Source organism: Pseudomonas fulva, assembly GCF_023517795.1.
Taxonomy (GTDB): domain Bacteria; phylum Pseudomonadota; class Gammaproteobacteria; order Pseudomonadales; family Pseudomonadaceae; genus Aquipseudomonas; species Aquipseudomonas fulva_D.
The window spans coordinates 630894-650638 of the sequence record NZ_CP082928.1 but is presented as its reverse complement, the minus strand read 5'-3'; the positions used below and the strand labels follow the sequence as shown (position 1 = coordinate 650638).

At 63.5% G+C, this 19745-nt stretch carries 17 protein-coding genes and 4 tRNA genes; 15 read left to right on the top strand and 6 right to left on the bottom strand.

The window, feature by feature from the left end; translation table 11 throughout:
• The first annotated feature begins 102 nt into the window (after positions 1–102).
• From astD to K8U54_RS02855, 12 genes are all read left to right on the top strand, one after another.
• The gene (gene astD / locus K8U54_RS02910) at positions 103–1557 is read left to right on the top strand and encodes a succinylglutamate-semialdehyde dehydrogenase (RefSeq protein ID WP_249908791.1); all 1455 of its coding nucleotides are present in this window, start codon (positions 103–105) and stop codon (positions 1555–1557) included.
• Positions 1554–2909 carry an N-succinylarginine dihydrolase gene (gene astB, locus K8U54_RS02905; RefSeq protein WP_249908790.1) on the top strand — a complete coding sequence of 452 codons (1356 nt, stop codon included), beginning with the start codon at positions 1554–1556 and terminating at the stop codon, positions 2907–2909. The genes astD and astB overlap by 4 nt, the downstream gene beginning before the upstream one ends.
• Before the next feature lie 41 nt (positions 2910–2950).
• Complete coding sequence (locus K8U54_RS02900; protein ID WP_249908789.1) at positions 2951–3235, top strand: topoisomerase II; 285 nt, start codon at positions 2951–2953, stop codon at positions 3233–3235.
• Positions 3236–3244: 9 nt separating this feature from the next.
• Positions 3245–4255 (top strand): succinylglutamate desuccinylase, encoded by a 1011-nt coding sequence (astE, locus tag K8U54_RS02895; protein ID WP_249908788.1) that lies wholly within the window; start codon positions 3245–3247, stop codon positions 4253–4255.
• A gap of 37 nt (positions 4256–4292) precedes the next feature.
• Entirely contained in the window at positions 4293–5294 is a 1002-nt protein-coding gene (gene ltaE, locus K8U54_RS02890) for a low-specificity L-threonine aldolase (RefSeq protein ID WP_249908787.1), read from the top strand.
• Between the two features lie 315 nt (positions 5295–5609).
• On the top strand, positions 5610–8234 hold the full coding sequence (alaS, locus tag K8U54_RS02885; RefSeq protein WP_249908786.1) for an alanine--tRNA ligase: 2625 nt from the start codon (positions 5610–5612) through the stop codon (positions 8232–8234).
• 110 nt (positions 8235–8344) lie between these two features.
• Positions 8345–9583, top strand: coding sequence for an aspartate kinase (locus K8U54_RS02880; protein WP_249908785.1), 1239 nt, complete (start codon positions 8345–8347; stop codon positions 9581–9583).
• A 179-nt stretch (positions 9584–9762) separates the two neighbouring features.
• Positions 9763–9948 (top strand): carbon storage regulator CsrA, encoded by a 186-nt coding sequence (csrA, locus tag K8U54_RS02875; RefSeq protein ID WP_013792214.1) that lies wholly within the window; start codon positions 9763–9765, stop codon positions 9946–9948.
• Between the two features lie 61 nt (positions 9949–10009).
• A tRNA-Ser gene (locus K8U54_RS02870) sits at positions 10010–10100 on the top strand.
• A gap of 68 nt (positions 10101–10168) precedes the next feature.
• Positions 10169–10245 (top strand) — tRNA-Arg (locus K8U54_RS02865).
• A gap of 110 nt (positions 10246–10355) precedes the next feature.
• Positions 10356–10432: transfer RNA gene (locus K8U54_RS02860), tRNA-Arg, on the top strand.
• Between the two features lie 109 nt (positions 10433–10541).
• A tRNA-Arg gene (locus tag K8U54_RS02855) sits at positions 10542–10618 on the top strand.
• Between the two features lie 55 nt (positions 10619–10673).
• Here K8U54_RS02855 and K8U54_RS02850 read toward each other — a convergent pair.
• Positions 10674–11168 (bottom strand): DUF4124 domain-containing protein, encoded by a 495-nt coding sequence (locus tag K8U54_RS02850; RefSeq protein WP_249908784.1) that lies wholly within the window; start codon positions 11166–11168, stop codon positions 10674–10676.
• 321 nt (positions 11169–11489) lie between these two features.
• On the opposite strand from K8U54_RS02850, the gene mgtE reads away from it, so the two are divergent.
• Entirely contained in the window at positions 11490–12938 is a 1449-nt protein-coding gene (gene mgtE / locus K8U54_RS02845) for a magnesium transporter (RefSeq protein WP_249908783.1), read from the top strand.
• Positions 12939–13057: 119 nt separating this feature from the next.
• On the opposite strand, the gene K8U54_RS02840 is transcribed toward mgtE, so the two are convergent.
• A complete protein-coding gene (locus tag K8U54_RS02840) occupies positions 13058–13387 on the bottom strand; it encodes an Arc family DNA-binding protein (protein WP_249908782.1) in 330 nt (109 codons plus the stop codon).
• 416 nt (positions 13388–13803) lie between these two features.
• Between K8U54_RS02840 and phnN the strand changes: the two genes are divergently transcribed.
• Positions 13804–14382 carry a phosphonate metabolism protein/1,5-bisphosphokinase (PRPP-forming) PhnN gene (gene phnN, locus K8U54_RS02835; RefSeq protein WP_249908781.1) on the top strand — a complete coding sequence of 193 codons (579 nt, stop codon included), beginning with the start codon at positions 13804–13806 and terminating at the stop codon, positions 14380–14382.
• Positions 14383–14399: 17 nt separating this feature from the next.
• On the opposite strand, the gene K8U54_RS02830 is transcribed toward phnN, so the two are convergent.
• From K8U54_RS02830 to K8U54_RS02815, 4 genes are all read right to left on the bottom strand, one after another.
• On the bottom strand, positions 14400–14582 hold the full coding sequence (locus K8U54_RS02830) for a PA3371 family protein (RefSeq protein ID WP_249908780.1): 183 nt from the start codon (positions 14580–14582) through the stop codon (positions 14400–14402).
• Between the two features lie 30 nt (positions 14583–14612).
• The gene (locus tag K8U54_RS02825; RefSeq protein WP_249908779.1) at positions 14613–14759 is read right to left on the bottom strand and encodes a hypothetical protein; all 147 of its coding nucleotides are present in this window, start codon (positions 14757–14759) and stop codon (positions 14613–14615) included.
• Positions 14760–14769: 10 nt separating this feature from the next.
• Complete coding sequence (locus K8U54_RS02820; protein WP_249908778.1) at positions 14770–15006, bottom strand: hypothetical protein; 237 nt, start codon at positions 15004–15006, stop codon at positions 14770–14772.
• A 178-nt stretch (positions 15007–15184) separates the two neighbouring features.
• A complete protein-coding gene (locus tag K8U54_RS02815; protein WP_249908777.1) occupies positions 15185–15652 on the bottom strand; it encodes an Lrp/AsnC family transcriptional regulator in 468 nt (155 codons plus the stop codon).
• A gap of 465 nt (positions 15653–16117) precedes the next feature.
• Between K8U54_RS02815 and K8U54_RS02810 the strand changes: the two genes are divergently transcribed.
• Positions 16118–19585: an indolepyruvate ferredoxin oxidoreductase family protein gene (locus tag K8U54_RS02810; RefSeq protein WP_249908776.1), complete on the top strand. Its 3468-nt coding sequence runs from the start codon at positions 16118–16120 to the stop codon at positions 19583–19585.
• Positions 19586–19745: the final 160 nt, after the last annotated feature.

Here is a 19745-nt window from a genome sequence, read left to right as displayed (position 1 = left end):
TTTGAACAGGTTCTAAGGTCGTCATAGAGCGGCAGCCGTTACAGGTAACGGGCCGTCGCCTCGCACCGGCCCGTGCAACCGTGAAGCCTGGAGTGATAGACCATGAGCACGCATTACATTGCAGGTCTCTGGCAGCTAGGACAGGGCGATGCCCTGCAATCCCTCGACCCGGTCAGCCAGCAGGTGCTCTGGGTGGGCCGCGAAGCCGACGCGGCCCAGGTCGAGGCCGCCGTGCAGGCGGCCCGCGAGGCCTTTGCCGATTGGGCGGCGGCACCGTTGAGCGAGCGCATCGCGGTGCTCGAACGTTTCGCCGCGGTAGTGAGAAGCCGGCAGGAAGAACTCGCCCACGCCATCGGCGAGGAGACCGGCAAGCCGCTGTGGGAGGCGACGAGCGAGGTCGCCAGCATGATCGCCAAGGTGGCCATCTCGATCCACAGCCATGCCGAACGTACCGGTCAGCGCAGCGGCCCCCAGGGCAGCATGCTGCGCCACAAGCCCCACGGCGTGGTGGCGGTGTTCGGCCCGTACAACTTCCCCGGCCATCTGCCCAATGGGCATATCGTGCCGGCCCTGCTGGCCGGCAACACGGTGGTATTCAAACCCAGCGAACAGACCCCTAAGGTCGCCGAGCTGACACTGCGGTGCTGGATCGAGGCCGGGCTGCCGGCCGGCGTGCTGAACCTGCTGCAGGGCGCGCGGCAAACCGGCGCCGCGCTGGCGGCTCATCCGGGTATCGATGGCCTGTTCTTCACCGGTTCCAGCCGCACCGGCAACCTGTTGCATGCCCAGTTCGGCGGCCACCCGGAAACCATCCTGGCCCTGGAAATGGGCGGCAACAACGCGCTGATCGTCGATCAGCCTGCCGATATCGATGCCGCGGTGTACTGCATCATCCAGTCCGCGTTCGTTTCCGCTGGTCAGCGTTGTACCTGCGCGCGCCGCCTGCTGGTGCCCGAGGGCGAGGGGGGCGAGGCGCTGCTGGCACGGCTGGTCAGCGTGGCCGCCAGCCTCAAGGTCGGTGCCTTCGATGCCGAGCCGGCGCCGTTCATGGGCGCGGTGATCTCCCTGGATGCCGCCCAGCACCTGCTCAAGGTGCAGGCGCGGCTGATCGACAAGGGCGCGCGGTCGCTGCTGGGCATGAGCCAGCCGCTCGAGGGCGCGGCGCTGCTGACGCCGGGGATCATCGACGTCACCGCCGTGCAGCCGCGTGCCGATGAAGAAGTGTTCGGGCCCTTGCTGCAGGTGATCCGCTACGCCGACTTCGACGCGGCCATCGTCGAGGCCAACGCCACCCGCTTCGGGCTCGCCGCCGGCCTGCTGTCCGATTCGCGCGAGCGCTACGAGCAGTTCTGGCTGCGCAGCCGCGCCGGCATCGTCAACTGGAACAGGCCGCTGACCGGCGCCGCCAGCAGCGCGCCGTTCGGCGGCATCGGCGCCTCGGGCAACCATCGCCCCAGCGCCTACTACGCGGCGGATTACTGCGCCTACCCGGTCGCTTCGCTGGAAAGCGAGCAGCTGGCCTTGCCCGACAGCCTGGCACCGGGAGTCAGCCTATGAGCCGACCCACCTCCTGCGAGTTGAACATCGACGGACTGGTCGGTCCGACTCACAACTACGGCGGGTTGTCGCACGGCAACGTGGCCTCGCAAAGCAACTGCCAGGTCGCCTCCAACCCAAGGGAAGCGGCGCGCCAGGGCCTGGCCAAGATGAAGGCGCTGATGGACATGGGCTTCGCCCAGGCGGTGCTCGCCCCCCAGGAGCGTCCCGATGTGCACGCGCTACGGAGCTGCGGTTTTACCGGCAGCGACGCCCAGGTGATCGAAAAGGCGGCGCGCGAAGCCATGCCCCTGCTGGTCGCCAGCTGTTCGGCTTCGAGCATGTGGACGGCCAACGCGGCGACCGTCAGCCCCAGCGCCGACACGGCCGACGGCCGCGTGCATTTCACCGCCGCCAACCTCAACTGCAAGTTTCACCGCTCCATCGAGCACCCCACCACCAGTCGGGTGCTGGCGGCGATGTTCGCCGACGAGCGCTATTTCGCCCACCACGGCGCCTTGCCGGCGGTCAGCCAGTTCGGCGACGAAGGCGCGGCCAATCACACCCGCTTCTGCCGCGACTATGGCGAGCGGGGCGTGGAGTTCTTCGTGTTCGGCCGCAGTGCCTTCGACCTGCGCCTGCCCGCCCCGCAGCGCTACCCGGCGCGCCAGACCCTGGAGGCCTCACAGGCGGTGGCGCGGCTGCACGGCCTCGCCGACGACGCCGTGGTATTCGCCCAGCAGAACCCAGCGGTGGTCGACCAGGGGGTGTTTCACAACGACGTGATCGCGGTGGGCAATGCCCAGGTGCTGTTCCACCACGAGGACGCCTTTCTCGACAGCGAGCGGGTGGTCGGTGAGCTGGGCGACAAGCTCGCGCGCCTGGGCGGGCAGCTGCAGCCGGTGTGTGTGCCGCGCCACGTGCTGGCGGTCGAGGACGCGGTGCGCTCCTACCTGTTCAACAGTCAGCTGTTGAGCCGCGCCGACGGGCGTATGCTGTTGGTGGTGCCGGAGGAGTGCCGCGGCAATCCGCGGGTCTGGGCCTACCTGCAGACGCTGCTGGGCAGCAACGGGCCGATCGCCGAGGTGCGCGCCTTCGACCTCAAGCAGAGCATGCAGAATGGCGGCGGCCCCGCCTGCCTGCGCTTGCGTGTAGCCTTGCAGGCAGAGGAGCTGGCGGCGATGAACCCGGGGGTGATGATGACGCCCGAGCTGTACGAGCGACTGCTGCAATGGGTCGACCGCCACTACCGCGATCGCCTGAGCGAGCATGACCTGGCCGACCCGCAACTGCTCGACGAATGCCGCACGGCGCTGGATGAGTTGACGAAGATCCTCGATCTCGGCGCCGTGTACCCCTTTCAACTCACTTGAGGCGGCTCACCCGCGAGCCGCCCTGACACACTGGAGCAACCATGAGCGACGCCCTGCAACTGATCCTCGAAGACGCCGACGGTACCCAGCTGGAAACCTCGTGCACCCGTTTTGCCGTGATGTGGCAAGGCAAGGAGGTGTGGATTCAGCAGGTCGGCAACGGCCAGCTGATGATCGGCGTGGATGTCGCCGAGGGCGACAGCGAATACGCCAACCTGCTGCTGCGCCCGCTGGCCACCAACCTGGTCAGCCTGGAGCTGGAAATGGAGCCGGCCGATGACGACGCCGACGACGACCACGTCCATGGCCCGGACTGCAATCACTGAGGTACGCCCATGCTCGCCCTCGGCAAACTGCTCGAACTGACCCTGACCGGCCATGAGCCGGCCTCGAAGATCCAGTTGACGCCGCAGGGCACGCGCTTGCGCTGGCTGGCCGAGGGCGCCCTTGAAATCACCCCGGCCTGTGGGCGCGACAACGGCATGGACCTGCTGCTTTCAGCCGGTATCCATGGCAACGAGACCGCGCCGATCGAGCTGCTCGACCGCCTGTTGCGCCGCATCGCCCGCAACGAACTGCAGCCCCGTGCCCGAGTGCTGCTGCTGTTCGGCAACCCGGCGGCGATGCGCCGCGGCGAGCGTTTCGTCGAACAGGACCTCAACCGGCTGTTCAGCGGCCGTCATGAGCTGAGCAGCGGTGCCGAGGCGATGCGCGCCTGTGAGCTCGAGCACCTGGTTTCCTCGTTCTTCGCCGACCCTGGCCGCGAGCGTCTGCATTACGACCTGCACACCGCGATCCGCGCCTCGCGCATCGAACAGTTCGCCCTTTACCCCTGGGCCGAGGGGCGTCGCCAATCGCGTCGCGAGTGCGCCCGCCTGCAGGCCGCCGGCATCGATGCGGTGCTGCTGCAGAGCAAGCCCTCGACCACCTTCAGCGCCTATACCTATGCCGAGCTGGGAGCCGAAGCCTTCACCCTGGAACTGGGCAAGGCCAGGCCGTTCGGCCATAACGAGCGGGTCAATCTGGACCTTCTCGAGCTGCGCCTGCAGGCCCTTGTCGAGGGCAACGAGCCGCCACTCGAGGACCATGCCATCGATCGCCTGAAGCTGTTCGCCTTCGCCCGCGAGCTGATCAAGCACAGCGATGCCTTCACCCTGCACCTGCCGGCTGACGTGGAAAACTTCACCGAACTGGCGCCCGGCTACCTGCTTGCCGAGGACCTGGCCAACAGCCGCTGGGTGGTGGAAGAGCAGGGTGCGCGCATCATCTTTCCCAACCCCAAGGTGCACAACGGCCAGCGGGCCGGCATTCTCATCGTGCCGGCCGAGGCTTCGCTGCTGGCGTGAGCGCCGAAACCCATCCCTTGCATGCACAGGAGTGCCCATGCCCATCATCGATCTGCGTAGCGACACCGTGACCCAACCCACCGCCGGCATGCGCGACGCGATGCTGGCCGCCGAGCTGGGCGACGACGTGTACGGCGAAGACCCCACCGTCAACCGTCTGGAGCAGCGCCTGGCCCGGGATCTGGGCTTCGCCGCCGCGCTGTTCGTGCCCACCGGCACCATGAGCAACCTGCTCGGCCTGATGGCCCATTGCGAGCGCGGCGACGAATACATCGTCGGCCAGCAGGCGCACACCTACAAATACGAGGGTGGTGGCGCGGCCGTACTGGGTTCCATCCAGCCCCAGCCGCTGGACATGGAAGACGACGGCTCTCTGGATCTGGCAAGGGTCGAGGCAGCGATCAAGCAGGACGACTTCCATTTCGCCCGCACCCGCCTGCTGGCGCTGGAAAACACCATGCAGGGCAAGGTGCTGCCCCTGGAGTACCTGGCCGAGGCCCGGGCCTTCACCCGTGACAAAGGCCTGGCCCTGCACCTGGACGGCGCACGGCTGTTCAACGCCGCGGTCCGGCTGGGTGTCGAGGCGCGGGAGATCACCCGGCATTTCGATTCGGTGTCGGTGTGCCTGTCCAAGGGCCTGGGTGCGCCGGTCGGCTCGGTGCTGTGCGGCAGCGAAGCGCTGATCGGCAAGGCCCGGCGCCTGCGCAAGATGGTCGGCGGTGGCATGCGCCAGGCCGGTGTGCTGGCGGCCGCCGGGCTGTATGCCCTGGACCATCAGGTCGAACGCCTGGTCGAGGATCACGCCAATGCCGATTCCCTGGCGGCCGGCCTGCGCGAACTGGGCTATGCGGTCGAGCCGGTGCAGACCAACATGGTCTACGTGCAGGTCGGCGAGCGCGCCGCGGCGCTCAAGGCCTTCTGCGCCGAGCGTGGTATCCGTCTGAGCGCCGCGCCGCGTCTGCGCATGGTCACGCACCTGGATGTGGACGCCGGCGCCATGGCCCAGGTCATCGAGGCCTTCGCCGCCTTCCGTACCTAAGTCTGCTTGCAGGCGGCGCAGGTTTCGCCCTGGCCGCTGCAGCCGGCGTTTTCCGGCCATCGCGCCGCGTGCAAATAAATCAGCCCATGCCCTAGCCGCCGCGGACAAGCCCGATATAATGCGGGCTTTTGCCGGCTCTGCCGTGCAGGCTGTGTGAAAGCTACTGCGCTCGGCCATGCTGCGTTAAAAATCGGTTCGGAATGCTCATTTACAGCTCGTAAACTCCGCTTCCTCACCGATTTTTGCCTTGCCTGACCTTCGCTCACCACGTTTTCACACAGCCTGCCTGGCCGCCTGTTTTCCTGGAAAATGCCAATGAAAAGCGCAGAAATCCGTGAAGCTTTCCTGAGCTTCTTCGAAGAGAAGGGGCACACCCGTGTCGCTTCCAGCTCCCTGATTCCGAACAACGACCCTACGTTGCTGTTCACCAATGCCGGCATGAACCAGTTCAAGGACTGCTTCCTGGGCCTGGAAAAGCGCGCCTATACCCGCGCCGCCACCAGCCAGAAGTGCGTGCGCGCCGGTGGCAAGCACAACGACCTGGAAAACGTCGGTTATACCGCGCGTCACCACACCTTCTTCGAAATGCTCGGCAACTTCAGCTTTGGCGACTATTTCAAACGTGATGCCATCCACTTCGCCTGGGAATTCCTCACCGGCGACAAGTGGCTGAAGCTGCCCAAGGACAAGCTCTGGGTCACGGTCTACGCCACCGATGACGAGGCCTACGACATCTGGAACAAGGAAGTCGGTGTACCGGCCGAGCGGATGATCCGCATCGGCGACAACAAGGGCGCGCCTTACGCCTCCGACAACTTCTGGACCATGGGCGATACCGGCCCCTGCGGCCCGTGCACCGAGATCTTCTTCGACCACGGCGAGCACATCTGGGGCGGTCCACCCGGCTCGCCCGAAGAAGACGGCGACCGCTACATCGAAATCTGGAACAACGTGTTCATGCAGTTCAACCGCACCGCCGACGGCGTGCTGCACCCGCTGCCGGCGCCGAGCGTTGACACCGGCATGGGCCTTGAGCGCATCAGCGCGGTGCTGCAGCACGTCAACTCGAACTACGAGATCGACCTGTTCCAGAGCCTGCTCGATGCCAGCGCCCAGGCCATCGGCTGCGCCAACAACGGCGACGCCTCGCTGAAGGTGGTGGCGGACCATATCCGTTCCTGCAGCTTCCTGATCGCCGACGGTGTCACCCCGTCCAACGAAGGCCGCGGCTACGTGCTGCGGCGCATCATTCGCCGCGCCTGCCGCCACGGCAACAAGCTGGGCGCCAAGGGCAGCTTCTTCCACAAGATCGTCGCGGCCCTGGCCCGCGAGATGGGCGAAGCCTTCCCCGAGCTGAAACAGCAGCAGGCGCATATCGAGCGCGTGCTGAAAACCGAAGAAGAGCAGTTCGCCAAGACCCTGGAGCAGGGCCTGAAGATCCTCGAACAGGACCTGGCCGAGCTCGAAGGCACGGTGATTCCGGGTGAAGTGATCTTCAAGCTGTACGATACCTACGGCTTCCCGATGGACCTGACCGGCGACATCGCCCGCGAGCGTGAGCTGACCCTCGACGAAGCCGGCTTCGAACGGGAGATGGAAGCCCAGCGCATCCGCGCCCGTTCCGCCAGCGCCTTCGGTGTGGATTACAACAACCTGGTCAAGGTCGACGCCGATACCCGGTTCCTCGGCTACGGCGCCACCGTCGCCAGTGGCCAGTTGCTGGTGCTGCTGCGCGACGGTCAGGCCGTCGACACCCTGAATGAGGGCGAGGAGGGCGTGGTGGTGCTCGACCAGACGCCGTTCTACGCCGAATCCGGCGGCCAGATCGGTGACTGTGGCTTCCTCGAAGGCCCGGGCGTGCGTTTCGACGTGCGCGACACCACCAAGGTCGGTGGCGCCTGGTTGCACCACGGTGTGGTCAGCAAGGGCAGCCTGAGCGTCGGCGCCACCATCAACGCCGAAGTGGATGCCTCGGTGCGTACCGCCACCGGCCTCAACCACTCGGCCACCCACCTGCTGCATGCCGCGCTTCGCCAGGTGCTCGGCGAGCACGTGCAGCAGAAGGGCTCGCTGGTCGACAGCCAGCGCCTGCGTTTCGACTTCAGCCACTTCGAGGCGATCAAGCCCGAGCAGCTCAAAGAGCTCGAAGAGATCGTCAACCGCGAAGTGCGTCGCAACACCCCGGTGCAGACCGAGGAGATGGACATCGAAAGCGCCAAGGCCAAGGGCGCCATGGCGCTGTTCGGCGAGAAGTACGGCGACAGCGTGCGCGTGCTGACCATGGGCGATGGCTTCTCGGTCGAGCTGTGCGGTGGCATCCACGCCAACCGTACCGGCGACATCGGTGTGTTCAAGATCGTCAGCGAAGGTGGCGTGGCGGCCGGCGTACGCCGTATCGAAGCGGTCACCGGTGCAGCGGCCTTCGCCTACCTGAACGGCGCCGAGGAGCAGCTCAAGGAGGCGGCGAGCCTGGTCAAGGGCAGCCGCGACAATCTGCTCGACAAGCTCTCGGCCGTGCTCGATCGCAATCGCCAGCTGGAAAAGGAGCTCGAGCAGCTCAAGGCCAAGGCCGCCAGTGCGGCGGGCAGCGACCTGGCCGGCTCGGCCGTGGACGTCAAGGGCGTGAAGACGCTCGGCGCGCGCATCGATGGCCTGGATGGCAAGGGCCTGCTGGCGCTGGTCGATCAACTGAAGAACAAGCTCGGCAGCGCGGTGATCCTGCTCGGCGGCGTGCAGGACGACAAGGTGGTGCTGGTGGCTGGCGTGACCCAGGACCTGACCACCAAGCTGAAGGCCGGCGACCTGATGAAACAGGCCGCCGCGGCTGTCGGCGGCAAGGGTGGTGGTCGCCCGGACATGGCGCAGGGTGGCGGGGTCGATGCGGCTGCGCTCGACGGCGCCCTGGCCCTGGTCGGCCCGTTCGTCGAGCAGGGCCTCTAAGGCCCTGTAACTCAAGCGTGACCAGGCCGCTCGCCATGCCCGGCGAGCGGCCTGGGTGTGCGGTGTTGTCTGTTTAATGGGCGCCCTTCACGGGCTGAGGCAGCTTTGAAATGGCTTTGATCGTACAGAAATTCGGCGGTACCTCCGTCGGCACCGTCGAGCGTATTGCGCAGGTCGCCGAGAAGGTGAAGAAATTCCGCGAAAGGGGGGACGACATCGTCGTCGTGGTGTCCGCCATGAGCGGCGAGACCAATCGCCTTATCGACCTGGCCAAGCAGATCAGCGATGACCAGCCGATTGCGCGCGAGCTCGATGTCATGGTCTCCACCGGCGAGCAGGTGACCATCGCCCTGCTGGCCATGGCGCTGATCAAGCGTGGCGTGCCGGCGGTGTCCTACACCGGCAGCCAGGTACGGATCCTGACCGATAGTGCGCACACCAAGGCGCGCATTCTGAGCATCGACGACACCAACATTCGCGCCGACCTCAAGGCGGGCCGCGTGGTGGTGGTCGCCGGTTTCCAGGGCGTCGACGAACACGGCAACATCACCACCCTCGGCCGTGGCGGTTCCGATACCACCGGTGTGGCCCTGGCGGCCGCCCTGAAGGCTGACGAATGCCAGATCTACACCGATGTAGATGGCGTTTACACCACCGACCCGCGCGTGGTGCCCAAGGCCCAGCGCCTGGAGAAGATCACCTTCGAAGAGATGCTGGAAATGGCCAGCCTCGGCTCCAAGGTGCTGCAAATCCGTTCGGTGGAATTCGCCGGCAAGTACAACGTCCCGCTGCGCGTTCTGCACAGCTTCCAGGAGGGTCCGGGTACCCTCATTACCCTTGATGAAGAGGAATCCATGGAACAGCCGATCATCTCCGGCATCGCCTTCAATCGCGACGAAGCCAAGCTGACCATCCGTGGCGTGCCTGACCTGCCGGGCGTTGCGTTCAAGATTCTCGGCCCGATCAGCTCCGCCAACATCGAAGTGGACATGATCGTGCAGAATGTCGCGCACGATAACACCACCGACTTCACCTTCACCGTGCACCGCAACGACTACCAGAACGCTCAGCAGGTGCTCGAAGCCACCGCGCGCGAACTCGGTGCCCGGGAAGTGGTCGGAGACGTTAACATCGCCAAGGTGTCCATCGTCGGCGTGGGTATGCGTTCCCATGCCGGTGTGGCCAGCCGCATGTTCGAGGCGCTGGCCAAGGAGAACATCAATATCCAGATGATCTCCACCTCCGAGATCAAGGTGTCGGTGGTCATCGAAGAGAAATATCTGGAATTGGCGGTGCGCGCCCTGCACACTGCGTTCGAACTCGATGCCCCGGCCCGTCAGGGCGACTGAGGCATCCTGCAAAAGGCGCGGCTCCCCGCGCCTTTTGTTGTTTTGGTTGGTGTTGGTGGAACTTTCCTTCCGTCCGTGCTGGTCAATACTTGAGTGCTGGCGGGTCGCTGTCGCGTCCGGCCGACGCTTTTCACGTTTGCAGACTTGTTGTCCGAAATTGAATCCGTAAGGAGAAAGGAATGCTGATTCTGACTCGCCGGGTCGGAGAGACCCTGATGGTGGGTGACGAAGTCACTGTCACCGTATTGGGTGTTAAAGGTAATCAGGTGCGGATTGGCGTCAACGCGCCGAAGGAAGTCGCCGTTCACCGCGAAGAGATTTACCAGCGCATCCAAAAAGAGAAGGGCGAAGAACCAAACCATTAATTTTTCTCAAAATTTTGGTTTGCAAACGGGGAAAACATGTTTATCATGCGCCCCGTGTTGCGGAGAGGTGGCCGAGTGGCCGAAGGCGCTCCCCTGCTAAGGGAGTACACCTCAAAAGGGTGTCGGGGGTTCGAATCCCCCCTTCTCCGCCATTATTTGGCAAGCCGGGTTCTACCGGGCTGGCAAACAACCAGAGGTGATCTGGTATAAAAACACCAACGGACTCATAGCTCAGCTGGATAGAGTACTCGGCTACGAACCGAGCGGTCGGAGGTTCGAATCCTCCTGAGTCCGCCATATTGGATGGCTTGCAGCAGTGCAGGCCATTTTGTTTCAACCAGCGGTGATCTGGTCTAAAAGCGCCAAAGATCGCGTGAAAGCGTAGTAGCTGTCAGGTGATCTGTAACGGACTCATAGCTCAGCTGGATAGAGTACTCGGCTACGAACCGAGCGGTCGGAGGTTCGAATCCTCCTGAGTCCGCCATATTGAATGGCTTGCAGCAGTGCAAATCGTTTGTTTCAACCAGCGGTGATCTGGTCTAAAAGCGCCAAAAATCGCGTGAAAGCGTAGTAGCTGTCAGGTGATCTGTAACGGACTCATAGCTCAGCTGGATAGAGTACTCGGCTACGAACCGAGCGGTCGGAGGTTCGAATCCTCCTGAGTCCGCCATACCAAAAGGGCCTGCAGCGATGCAGGCCCTTTTTCTTTGTCTGGCGTTAGCCCCTTAGCGTCTACCGGTCACGCAGTCATTCTGGTCGAAGGTGACGGTGCGACGTTCGTTGTTATGCCTGCTGGCGTAGTGGTAGGTGGTCTGGCCATTACGCTTGCTGATGCGTTCGGGCTTGCCCAGGGCACTCTCCACGTCGCTGCGCGTCATGCCGGCGCGCACCTGTTTCCTGATGATCGCCTCGCGCCTGGCGTTGCCGGTAACGGCATTGTCGCAGCCGTCCTGCCGGCCGCCGACCACGGTCAGGGTGCGCTCGCGGCCGGGTGCTGTGGCGCCGCTGGCGCTTTGTGGCGTTGCCAGTGGAACGGCGTCGCCGCTTCCGGGTCTTGGATTATGGGTGCGCTGCGTGTGCTGCTGCTGATTGTCGCTGCAGCCGTGGCGAGTGAAGGTGACGTGGCCGTCGGCATCTTCGCAGCGAAAGACACTCGAGGCCGGTGATAGGGTGGGGCAGAGCAAGATGGCACAGATGGCTGCGCAATGCATCCCGTGCATGACGATGTCCTCCTTGACCAGTGCTGGCAAGCTTAGCCCATGCCCTCGCCACTGCCAGGTGTCTTGCTGCGGCTTGGCGGCGTCGCATCACTCGGACTCGTGTCAAGGTCCTCAAGAAAATGCTGCAAGCGCTTGTCCCGCCATGGCTTTGTCACGTACGTGGCCGATTGGCATGTTATTATTCGCGCCGTCAGCCCCGCCGGGGCTTGTGGATCCCTTCCATGGACTTACCCAGTAGTAACTCAGAATTCCAAGTGTGCAATCACGTATTGACTGATTGACCCTCGCTGGCGCGCGCCGCCGCTGGGGGCGGAGTGTGCCATGACCGAAGTAGAAGCCAAGAAGCCGCAAGAAAGCCTGCAGGATCGACTCGCTCAGGTCGTCGAACTGTTGCAGCGGCACAGGCTGGTCGAAGACCTGACCCATCGCCAGGAAGGCCCGCACCACGACCGCGTCGAAGGTCTGGTGCACCGGCAGAACCTCGCCGAGCTGCAACGCAAGCTCGACGAACTGCACTCTGCCGACGTCGCCTACATTCTCGAAGCTCTGCCGCTGGAAGATCGCCTGGCCATCTGGCAACTGGTGAAGGCCGATCGCGACGGTGACATCCTTCTCGAAGTGTCCGATGCCGTGCGGGAAACCCTGCTGGCCGACATGGAGGATCATGAGATCCTCGCGGCTGCCAAGGAAATGGATGCCGACGAGCTGGCCGACCTGGCCTCCGAGCTGCCCCGTGACGTCGTGCACGAGCTCATGGAAACCCTCGACGCCCAGCAGCGGGAGCGGGTGCGCTCCGCGCTCTCTTATGAAGAGGAGCAGGTCGGTGCGCTGATGGACTTCGAGATGGTCACCATTCGCGAGGACGTGAGCCTCGAGGTGGTGTTGCGCTACCTGCGTCGTCTCAAGGAATTGCCAGGCCATACCGACAAACTGTTCGTGGTCGATTACGACGGTGTGCTCAAGGGCGTGCTGTCGATCAAGCGCCTGTTGGTCAACGACCCGGACAAGCAGGTCGCCGAGGTCATGGCCAATGATCCGGTCAGCTTCCACCCTGACGAGGATGCCTACGACGCCGCCCAGGCGTTCGAGCGTTATGACCTGATTTCCGCGCCGGTGGTGGACAAGAACGGCAAACTCATCGGTCGTCTGACCATCGATGAGATGGTCGACCTGATCCGTGAGGAGAGCGAAAGCGAAGTTCTCAACATGGCGGGTCTGCGCGAGGAAGAAGATATCTTCGCCTCGGTCTGGAAGTCGGTGCGCAACCGTTGGGCCTGGCTGGCGGTCAATCTGGTCACGGCGTTCATGGCCTCGCGGGTCATCGGGTTGTTCGAAGGTTCGATCGAGAAGCTGGTGGCCTTGGCGGCGCTGATGCCGATCGTGGCCGGTATCGGTGGTAACTCCGGCAACCAGACCATCACCATGATCGTGCGTGCAATGGCGCTCGATCAGGTCAGTACCGGCAATGGCAACACCTCACGGCTGATCCGCAAGGAGTTGGGCGTGGCGCTGATCAACGGCCTGGTATGGGGTGGGGTGATCGGGGTCGTGGCCTACGGCTTGTACGACAGCTGGTCGCTGGGGGTGGTGATGACCGCGGCGATGACCCTCAATCTGTTGCTTGCCGCGCTGATGGGCGTGCTGATTCCCATGACCCTGATGCGCATGGGGCGCGACCCGGCGATGGGCGCCAGCGTGATGATCACCGCGGTGACCGACAGCGGCGGCTTCTTCATCTTCCTGGGACTGGCATCGCTGTTCTTGCTCTAAACAGCAGTCGACAGGCAATAAAAAACCGGCCTTGAGCCGGTTTTTTTGTGGCCTTGCCATCGCTTGCGGGGCGTCGCAAGTGGGGCAGGGCTTTCCCTGCGCCTAATGCCGCAGTCCCATCAGTCGTCGTTGCCGGCGGCCATCTCGGCATCGTGCGCGATCAGCGCGACGAGGGCGTTCTGTTGGCGGCGCGACAGCTGGCGAAAGCGTTGCAGCAGCTCTCGCTCGTGCAACGAAAGCTCGGGGCTGTCGAGGCGGGTGCCGAGCTCATCGTCCAGGGCGCCTTCCTGAAGCATGCTCTGCTCCAGGCGAGCGATGATCTCGGAGTTCATGCTGCGGTGGTGTTGACGGGCCACATCAGCAATGCGTTCGCGCATGCCGTCGGGCAACCGAACGACGAATTTGTCAGCCGTACGGCTGGAGTAGATAGCCTGTTTCATAGGGCGCATACATCAACCAAATTAGTTCAGGGAAACGAAGCTGTAATGGCATATAGCTACGGAATGTCAGGTTCTGACCATCTTTCGCGTGTGCCGTTCAACGACGTCGGCATTTTGTCTGGTGATCGTACATCGTGCTAGCGGATAATTGACGCCAATTACGTGTCGTATTCTGGCCCGGGTACAGGCTTTTTGCCAGCACAACTTGTCGGAATTGATTCCGATTGCGCGCAGCGTCGCATTTCCTGTGGATGGCAGTGGGCCGCACTTGATGAATTTCTTCAGTTATCGAGATAAAAAAATCATTCTTATGCAGTTGAATGCGCTGCGATCTGCTCGGTATGCGAACTGGGTATCATCAGCGGTGACTTGGCCCCGCCGCGGCGGTGGGGCTGACGATTGCTATCCAGAGCAGAGGTGGTTTCATGAACGATGGCAGGCTGATCTATCTGATGGGGCCTTCCGGCGCTGGCAAAGACAGCGTGCTGCAAGGGTTGCAACAGCGCCTCGACGAATCGCGCCAGCGGATTGCTCGTCGCGTGATCACACGGTCGGCCGAGGCGGCGGGCGAGGAAGCCGTTGCCGTTTCATCACAGGCCTTCGCCGCGCTGGAAGCCGCAAGAAACTTCGCCATGGTGTGGCGCGCCAACGGCCTGGCCTATGGCATCCCCGGGGAAATCGATACCTGGCTCAAGCAGGGGTATCAGGTGGTGGTCAATGGATCGCGGGAGTACCTGGGGGAGGCTCGCGGGAAGTACCCGACCCTCGTAGCGGTTCTGCTGGAGGTCGAGCCCGCCATTCTGCGGGCCAGGCTGCTGAAACGGGCTCGCGAGAGCGTTGATCAGATCGAGGCGAGGCTGGCACGCAGCGCCGCGTTCGCCGAGAGCGATTCGTTGCGTAATGATCCCGGCATCCTGCGTCTCGATAACTCCGCAGACCTCGAGGCCACGGTAAAGCGGCTGCTCAATATCATTGAAAACCCACCGGCCGGCAAGGCTACCTGAGCGGTGAACGCCCGTGCTTAGCGCAGAATGGGGTCGAACTTGACGCGCTTGCCGATCAGCAGGGCGACGGCCAACGACACACCGCTTACCGCCAGGGTGATCTTGGCGAACGCGGTGAGCCACTGGGCTTGATCGGGTACGGCCAGCGCTACGCCGGATAGAAAGGCGATCAGCAGAAACAACACCGCTGGTTTAGACATCATGCTCTCCTCGCGCGGCAGGGTTGCCATCTAGAAAAAGGGATCGTGGGGGCCATTGTGCTCATCGTTGGAGCTTTGCGGCGGGACTCGATCCGAGAGCCCGTCGATCAGCCAGATGGACGCACAGGTGATGGTGGCCAGCAGCAGCACGAAACCGGGGAAGAATACGCTCCACATGGTCAGGCGCTCAGAAGGTGAAGCGCTGTTGCGGGCTCGGCTGCCACTCACTGGTGGTCAGCGGCTTGGCAACGAACTGGCCGGGCTCGACCTGGGTGGCGTGCTGGAATTGCACCGGGGTGGCGCGGATCTGCTGAACCAGTTGCATGGCAGTCGCCTGCTGCTGGTTGTTCTGGAAATTGGCGAATGCGGCCCCTGCAAGTAGGGTCAGAGCGATGGCGGTGGCCAGGGCGATGAGGCTGTTCATGGAATGGGTTCTCGCATTCGAATTCTATGCGAGGGAAATAGCAGTTCTCGTGCCAGGAATTTACCCTAGAAAAACCCTTTAAAATCAATGATTTGAATATGATGCTCCTAGGCTTTTCCGTGCATGTTGCAAGGTGCCTGGATTGCCGCGTTGCAAAATGCACGGCTGCTGTTGGGGCTCAATCCAGAGGCAGTTCGGTCGTGCGTTTCACTTCGCTCATCGCGATACCGGAATGGGCCTCCTGGACATGGGGTCGCTGCAGCAACTGGTCGCGTAGAAAACGCTCGTAGCTGGCGATATCCCGTGCCACCACCTTGAGCAGATAGTCCGAACTGCCGGCCATGGTGTAGCACTCGATGACCTGGGGATAACCGGCGATCGCGCGTTCGAACTCATCCAGGTTGCTGCGCCCGTGGGCCGACAGCTTGATGCTGACGAATACCGTGATGGTGAAGCCCAGGCGCTTGTGGCTGAGCAGCGCGACCTTGCGCTCGATGAACCCATCTTCCTGCAGGCGATTGATACGGCGCCAGCAGGGCGACTGGGACAGCTCGACCTTCTTGGCGATCTCCGCCGCGCTCAGATCGGCATTGCGTTGCATGAGGCGAAGAATGCGACGGTCAATGACGCTCAGGGAGTCATGCATGTTCGTTTCCCATTTGTGATTATTTTCGAAACGTTCATGCGCAGTATTGGCGTTGACGGCATGAATGGGAAAGAAAAAATCGCCACGCTCCGGTCTATGCTTAAGGCAGTCATCCTCGCAGTGATACTAGGGTCTGTTGACGTTTCACGCACGGCCGCGCCGGAGCCCGTTTTTGCGCGAGGCAAGGCACGAGATGCGAAGTTTGGTGGGCCAAATGAGCCATCGAGTAACGCCGCATCGCGCAAAAACGGGCCCGGCCCTTCGGGTTGCGCGAGAAATCTCGCCATGCGTTGTTGGAGGACTTGGCAAGGGAACAACCATTGCCTGCGTCCTCCGCCTAGCCTGGCGAGATTTCTCGCGGCAACGCGGCTCGCGTTGAAACGTCAACAGACCCTAATGGATGCAGGCAGGTGATTAACCGTGTCACCTGACAGGTCGCTATAAAAACAACAGGAGCGCCGTCTTATGTCTCTGGCCGAAATCCGTCTGGACGACAAATACCGTCTCGCGACGGGCCATTTGTACCTCACCGGCACCCAGGCGCTCACCCGCCTGCCCATGCTGCAGAAGCAGCGGGACGCGGCCGCCGGGTTGAATACCGCCTGTTTCATCTCCGGCTATCGTGGATCGCCCTTGGGCGGCCTGGACAAGAGCCTGTGGGAGGCGCGCGAGTTCCTGCAGCAGAACGCCATTCATTTCCAGCCAGGGGTCAACGAGGAGCTTGGCGCCACGGCGGTGTGGGGCAGCCAGCAGACCAACCTGTTTCCCGGTGCACGCTACGACGGCGTATTCGCCATGTGGTACGGCAAGGGCCCCGGTGTCGATCGCAGCGGCGACGTGTTCAAGCATGGCAACTCCGCCGGCGTGTCGCCCCATGGCGGCGTGCTGGTGCTGGCCGGTGACGACCATGGCTGCAAATCCTCGACCATCGCGCACCAGAGCGAGCATGCCTTCATCGCCGCGTCGATGCCGGTGCTCAACCCGGCCAACGTTCAGGAGATCCTCGATTACGGCATCATCGGCTGGGAGCTTTCGCGCTACAGCGGCTGCTGGGTGGCGCTGAAGACCATTGCCGAGAACGTCGACTCCTCGGCCGTGGTGGATGTCGATCCGCAGCGGGTGCAGGTCAGCATCCCGGCTGACTTCGAATTGCCCGAGGACGGCGTGCACATTCGCTGGCCCGACCCGCCCCTGGCCCAGGAAAAGCGCCTCAACGTCTACAAGATCTACGCCGCCCGGGCCTTCGCCCGTGCCAATGGCCTCAACAAGGTGATGCTCGATGCGCCCAATCCGCGCCTGGGAATCATCACCACCGGCAAATCCTACCTCGATGTGCGTCAGGCACTGGATGACCTGGGCCTGGACGAGGCGCTCTGCGCGCAGATCGGTCTGCGGGTATTGAAAATCGGCATGAGCTGGCCGCTGGAGCCGGTATCCGTGCATGGCTTCGCCGAGGGCCTGGACGAGATTCTGGTCGTCGAGGAAAAACGCAGCATCATCGAGGATCAGTTGACCGGGCAGCTCTACAACTGGCCGGTGGGCAAACGGCCCAGGGTGGTCGGCGAGTTCGACGAGCAGGGCCAGTCACTGCTGCCCAACCTGGGCGAGCTGACCCCGGCGATGATCGCCCGGGTCATCGCCCGGCGCCTGGCGCCGATCTACACCAGCGCCGCGATCGAGGCGCGCCTGGGCTTTCTCGAGGCCAAGGAAAAGGCCCTGGCGGCGCGCAGTTACAGCACCGTGCGCACGCCGCATTTCTGTTCCGGGTGCCCGCACAACAGCTCGACCAAGGTGCCTGAGGGCAGCCGTGCGATGGGCGGCATCGGCTGCCACTACATGACCCAATGGATGAACCGCAGCACCGACACCTTTACCCAGATGGGCGGCGAAGGGGTGACCTGGATCGGCCAGGCGCCATTTACCGATACCCCCCATGTGTTCCAGAACCTGGGTGACGGTACCTACTTCCATTCCGGCCATCTTGCGCTGCGTGCTGCGGTGGCGGCGGGGGTGAACATCACCTACAAGATTCTCTACAACGATGCGGTGGCCATGACCGGCGGCCAGCCCGTGGACGGCGAATTACGGGTCGATCAGCTGAGCCAGCAGGTATTCGCCGAAGGCGTCAAACGCATCGCGGTGGTCAGTGACGAGCCCGACAAGTACCCCAGCCGCTCGACCTTCGCGCCGATCACCAGCTTTCATCATCGCCGCGAGCTCGACGCGGTGCAGCGCGAGCTGCGCGAGTTCAAGGGCGTGTCGGTGATCATCTACGACCAGACCTGCGCGACCGAGAAACGTCGTCGTCGCAAGCGTGGCAAGCTGGTCGATCCGGCGCGGCGTGCGTTCATCAATGCTGCGGTGTGCGAGGGTTGTGGCGACTGTAGCGTGAAGTCCAACTGCCTGTCGGTGCTGCCCCTGGAAACCGAGCTGGGGCGCAAGCGGGAAATCGACCAGAACGCCTGCAACAAGGATTTCAGTTGCCTCGATGGCTTTTGCCCCAGCTTCGTCACCGTGCACGGCGGCCAGCTGCGCCAACCCCAGGCGCTCGGTGCCGGGGCGCTGTTCGTGGCCTTGCCGGAGCCGCGGCAGCCATCCCTGGAACGGCCCTGGAACATCCTGCTGCCCGGCGTCGGCGGCAGTGGCGTGACCACCGTGGGCGCGCTGCTGGGCATGGCCGCGCACCTGGAAAGCAAGGGCTGCACCGTGCTCGATCAGGCCGGCCTGGCGCAGAAGTTCGGGCCGGTGAACACCCACGTGCGCATCGCCGCCCGGCAGGACGATATCTACGCCGTGCGGATCGCCGCCGGCGAAGCCGACCTGCTGATCGGCTGCGACCTGGTGGTGGCCGCCGGTGAGGACGCGTTGGCCAAGCTCAACGAGAAGGTTTCCCACGCGGTGATCAATGATCACGAGGCGGCCACGGCGGAATTCACCCGCAACCCGGACGCTCAGGTACCGGGACCGGCGATGCGCCAGGCGCTGATCGACGCCGTAGGTGCCGAGAAAACCTGGTTCGTTGATGCCACGCAACTGGCGACCCGTCTGCTCGGCGACAGCATCGCCACCAACCTGTTCATGCTCGGCTATGCCTACCAGAAAGGCCTGGTGCCCATCAGCGCCCAAGCCATCGACAGGGCCATCGAACTGAACGACGTGGCGGTCGAGTTCAACCAGCAGGCGTTTCTGTGGGGGCGTCGGGCGGCCTACGACGCCGCTGCCATCGAGCGCCTGGTGCGCCCGCAGGGCGCCGAGAGCAAGCGCTGCACGACGCTCGATGAAATCATCGAAGATCGTGTCGCACGCCTGACGGTTTATCAGAACGCCCGCTATGCCGATCGCTACCGTCAGCTGGTCGGTCGCGTTCGCGCCCGTGACACGGATCCCCGGCAGCGCCTGACCGAGGCGGTGGCGCGTTATTACTTCAAGCTTCTCGCTTACAAGGACGAGTACGAGGTGGCACGCCTGTACAGCGATGCAGCGTTCAGCGAGGCACTGCACGCGCAGTTCCAGGGCGATTTCCGCCTGCAGTTCCATCTGGCGCCGTCCTGGCTGAGCCGCACCGATCCGGTGACGCGGGAACCGCGCAAGCGCAGCTTCGGGCCGTGGATGCTCAGTGCCTTCAAGGTACTGGCCAAGTTACGGGTACTGCGTGGCACCTGGCTGGATCCGTTCGGCCGTAGCGAGGAGCGGCAGTTGGAGCAGGCGTTGATCGGCGACTACGAGCGCAGTGTTGGTCAGTTGCTGGAGGCGCTGGATGCGGGCAACTACGACACCGCGCTGGCCATCGCCGAGCTTCCAGAGCAGATCCGTGGCTATGGGCACGTCAAGGAAAAGGCCGTGGAGCGGGTGCGCGCCCAGGAGCAACACTTGCAGGCGAGGCTCAAGTCGGGCCAGGCGGTGGTCGTGAAACTGTTCGAGCCGGCGGCCTGATTGCCTGCACCGACATGACAAATCTGCTTGCGCTGGTTAACATGCCGCCCGGCGCCCAAACAGGCCGTTGAAAAACGTAGGCGAGGCAGACAGCGCAAGGCAAAAACATGCGAAAAAGCGGAGTGTACGAATAGTACATGAGCATTTTGAGCCTGTTTTT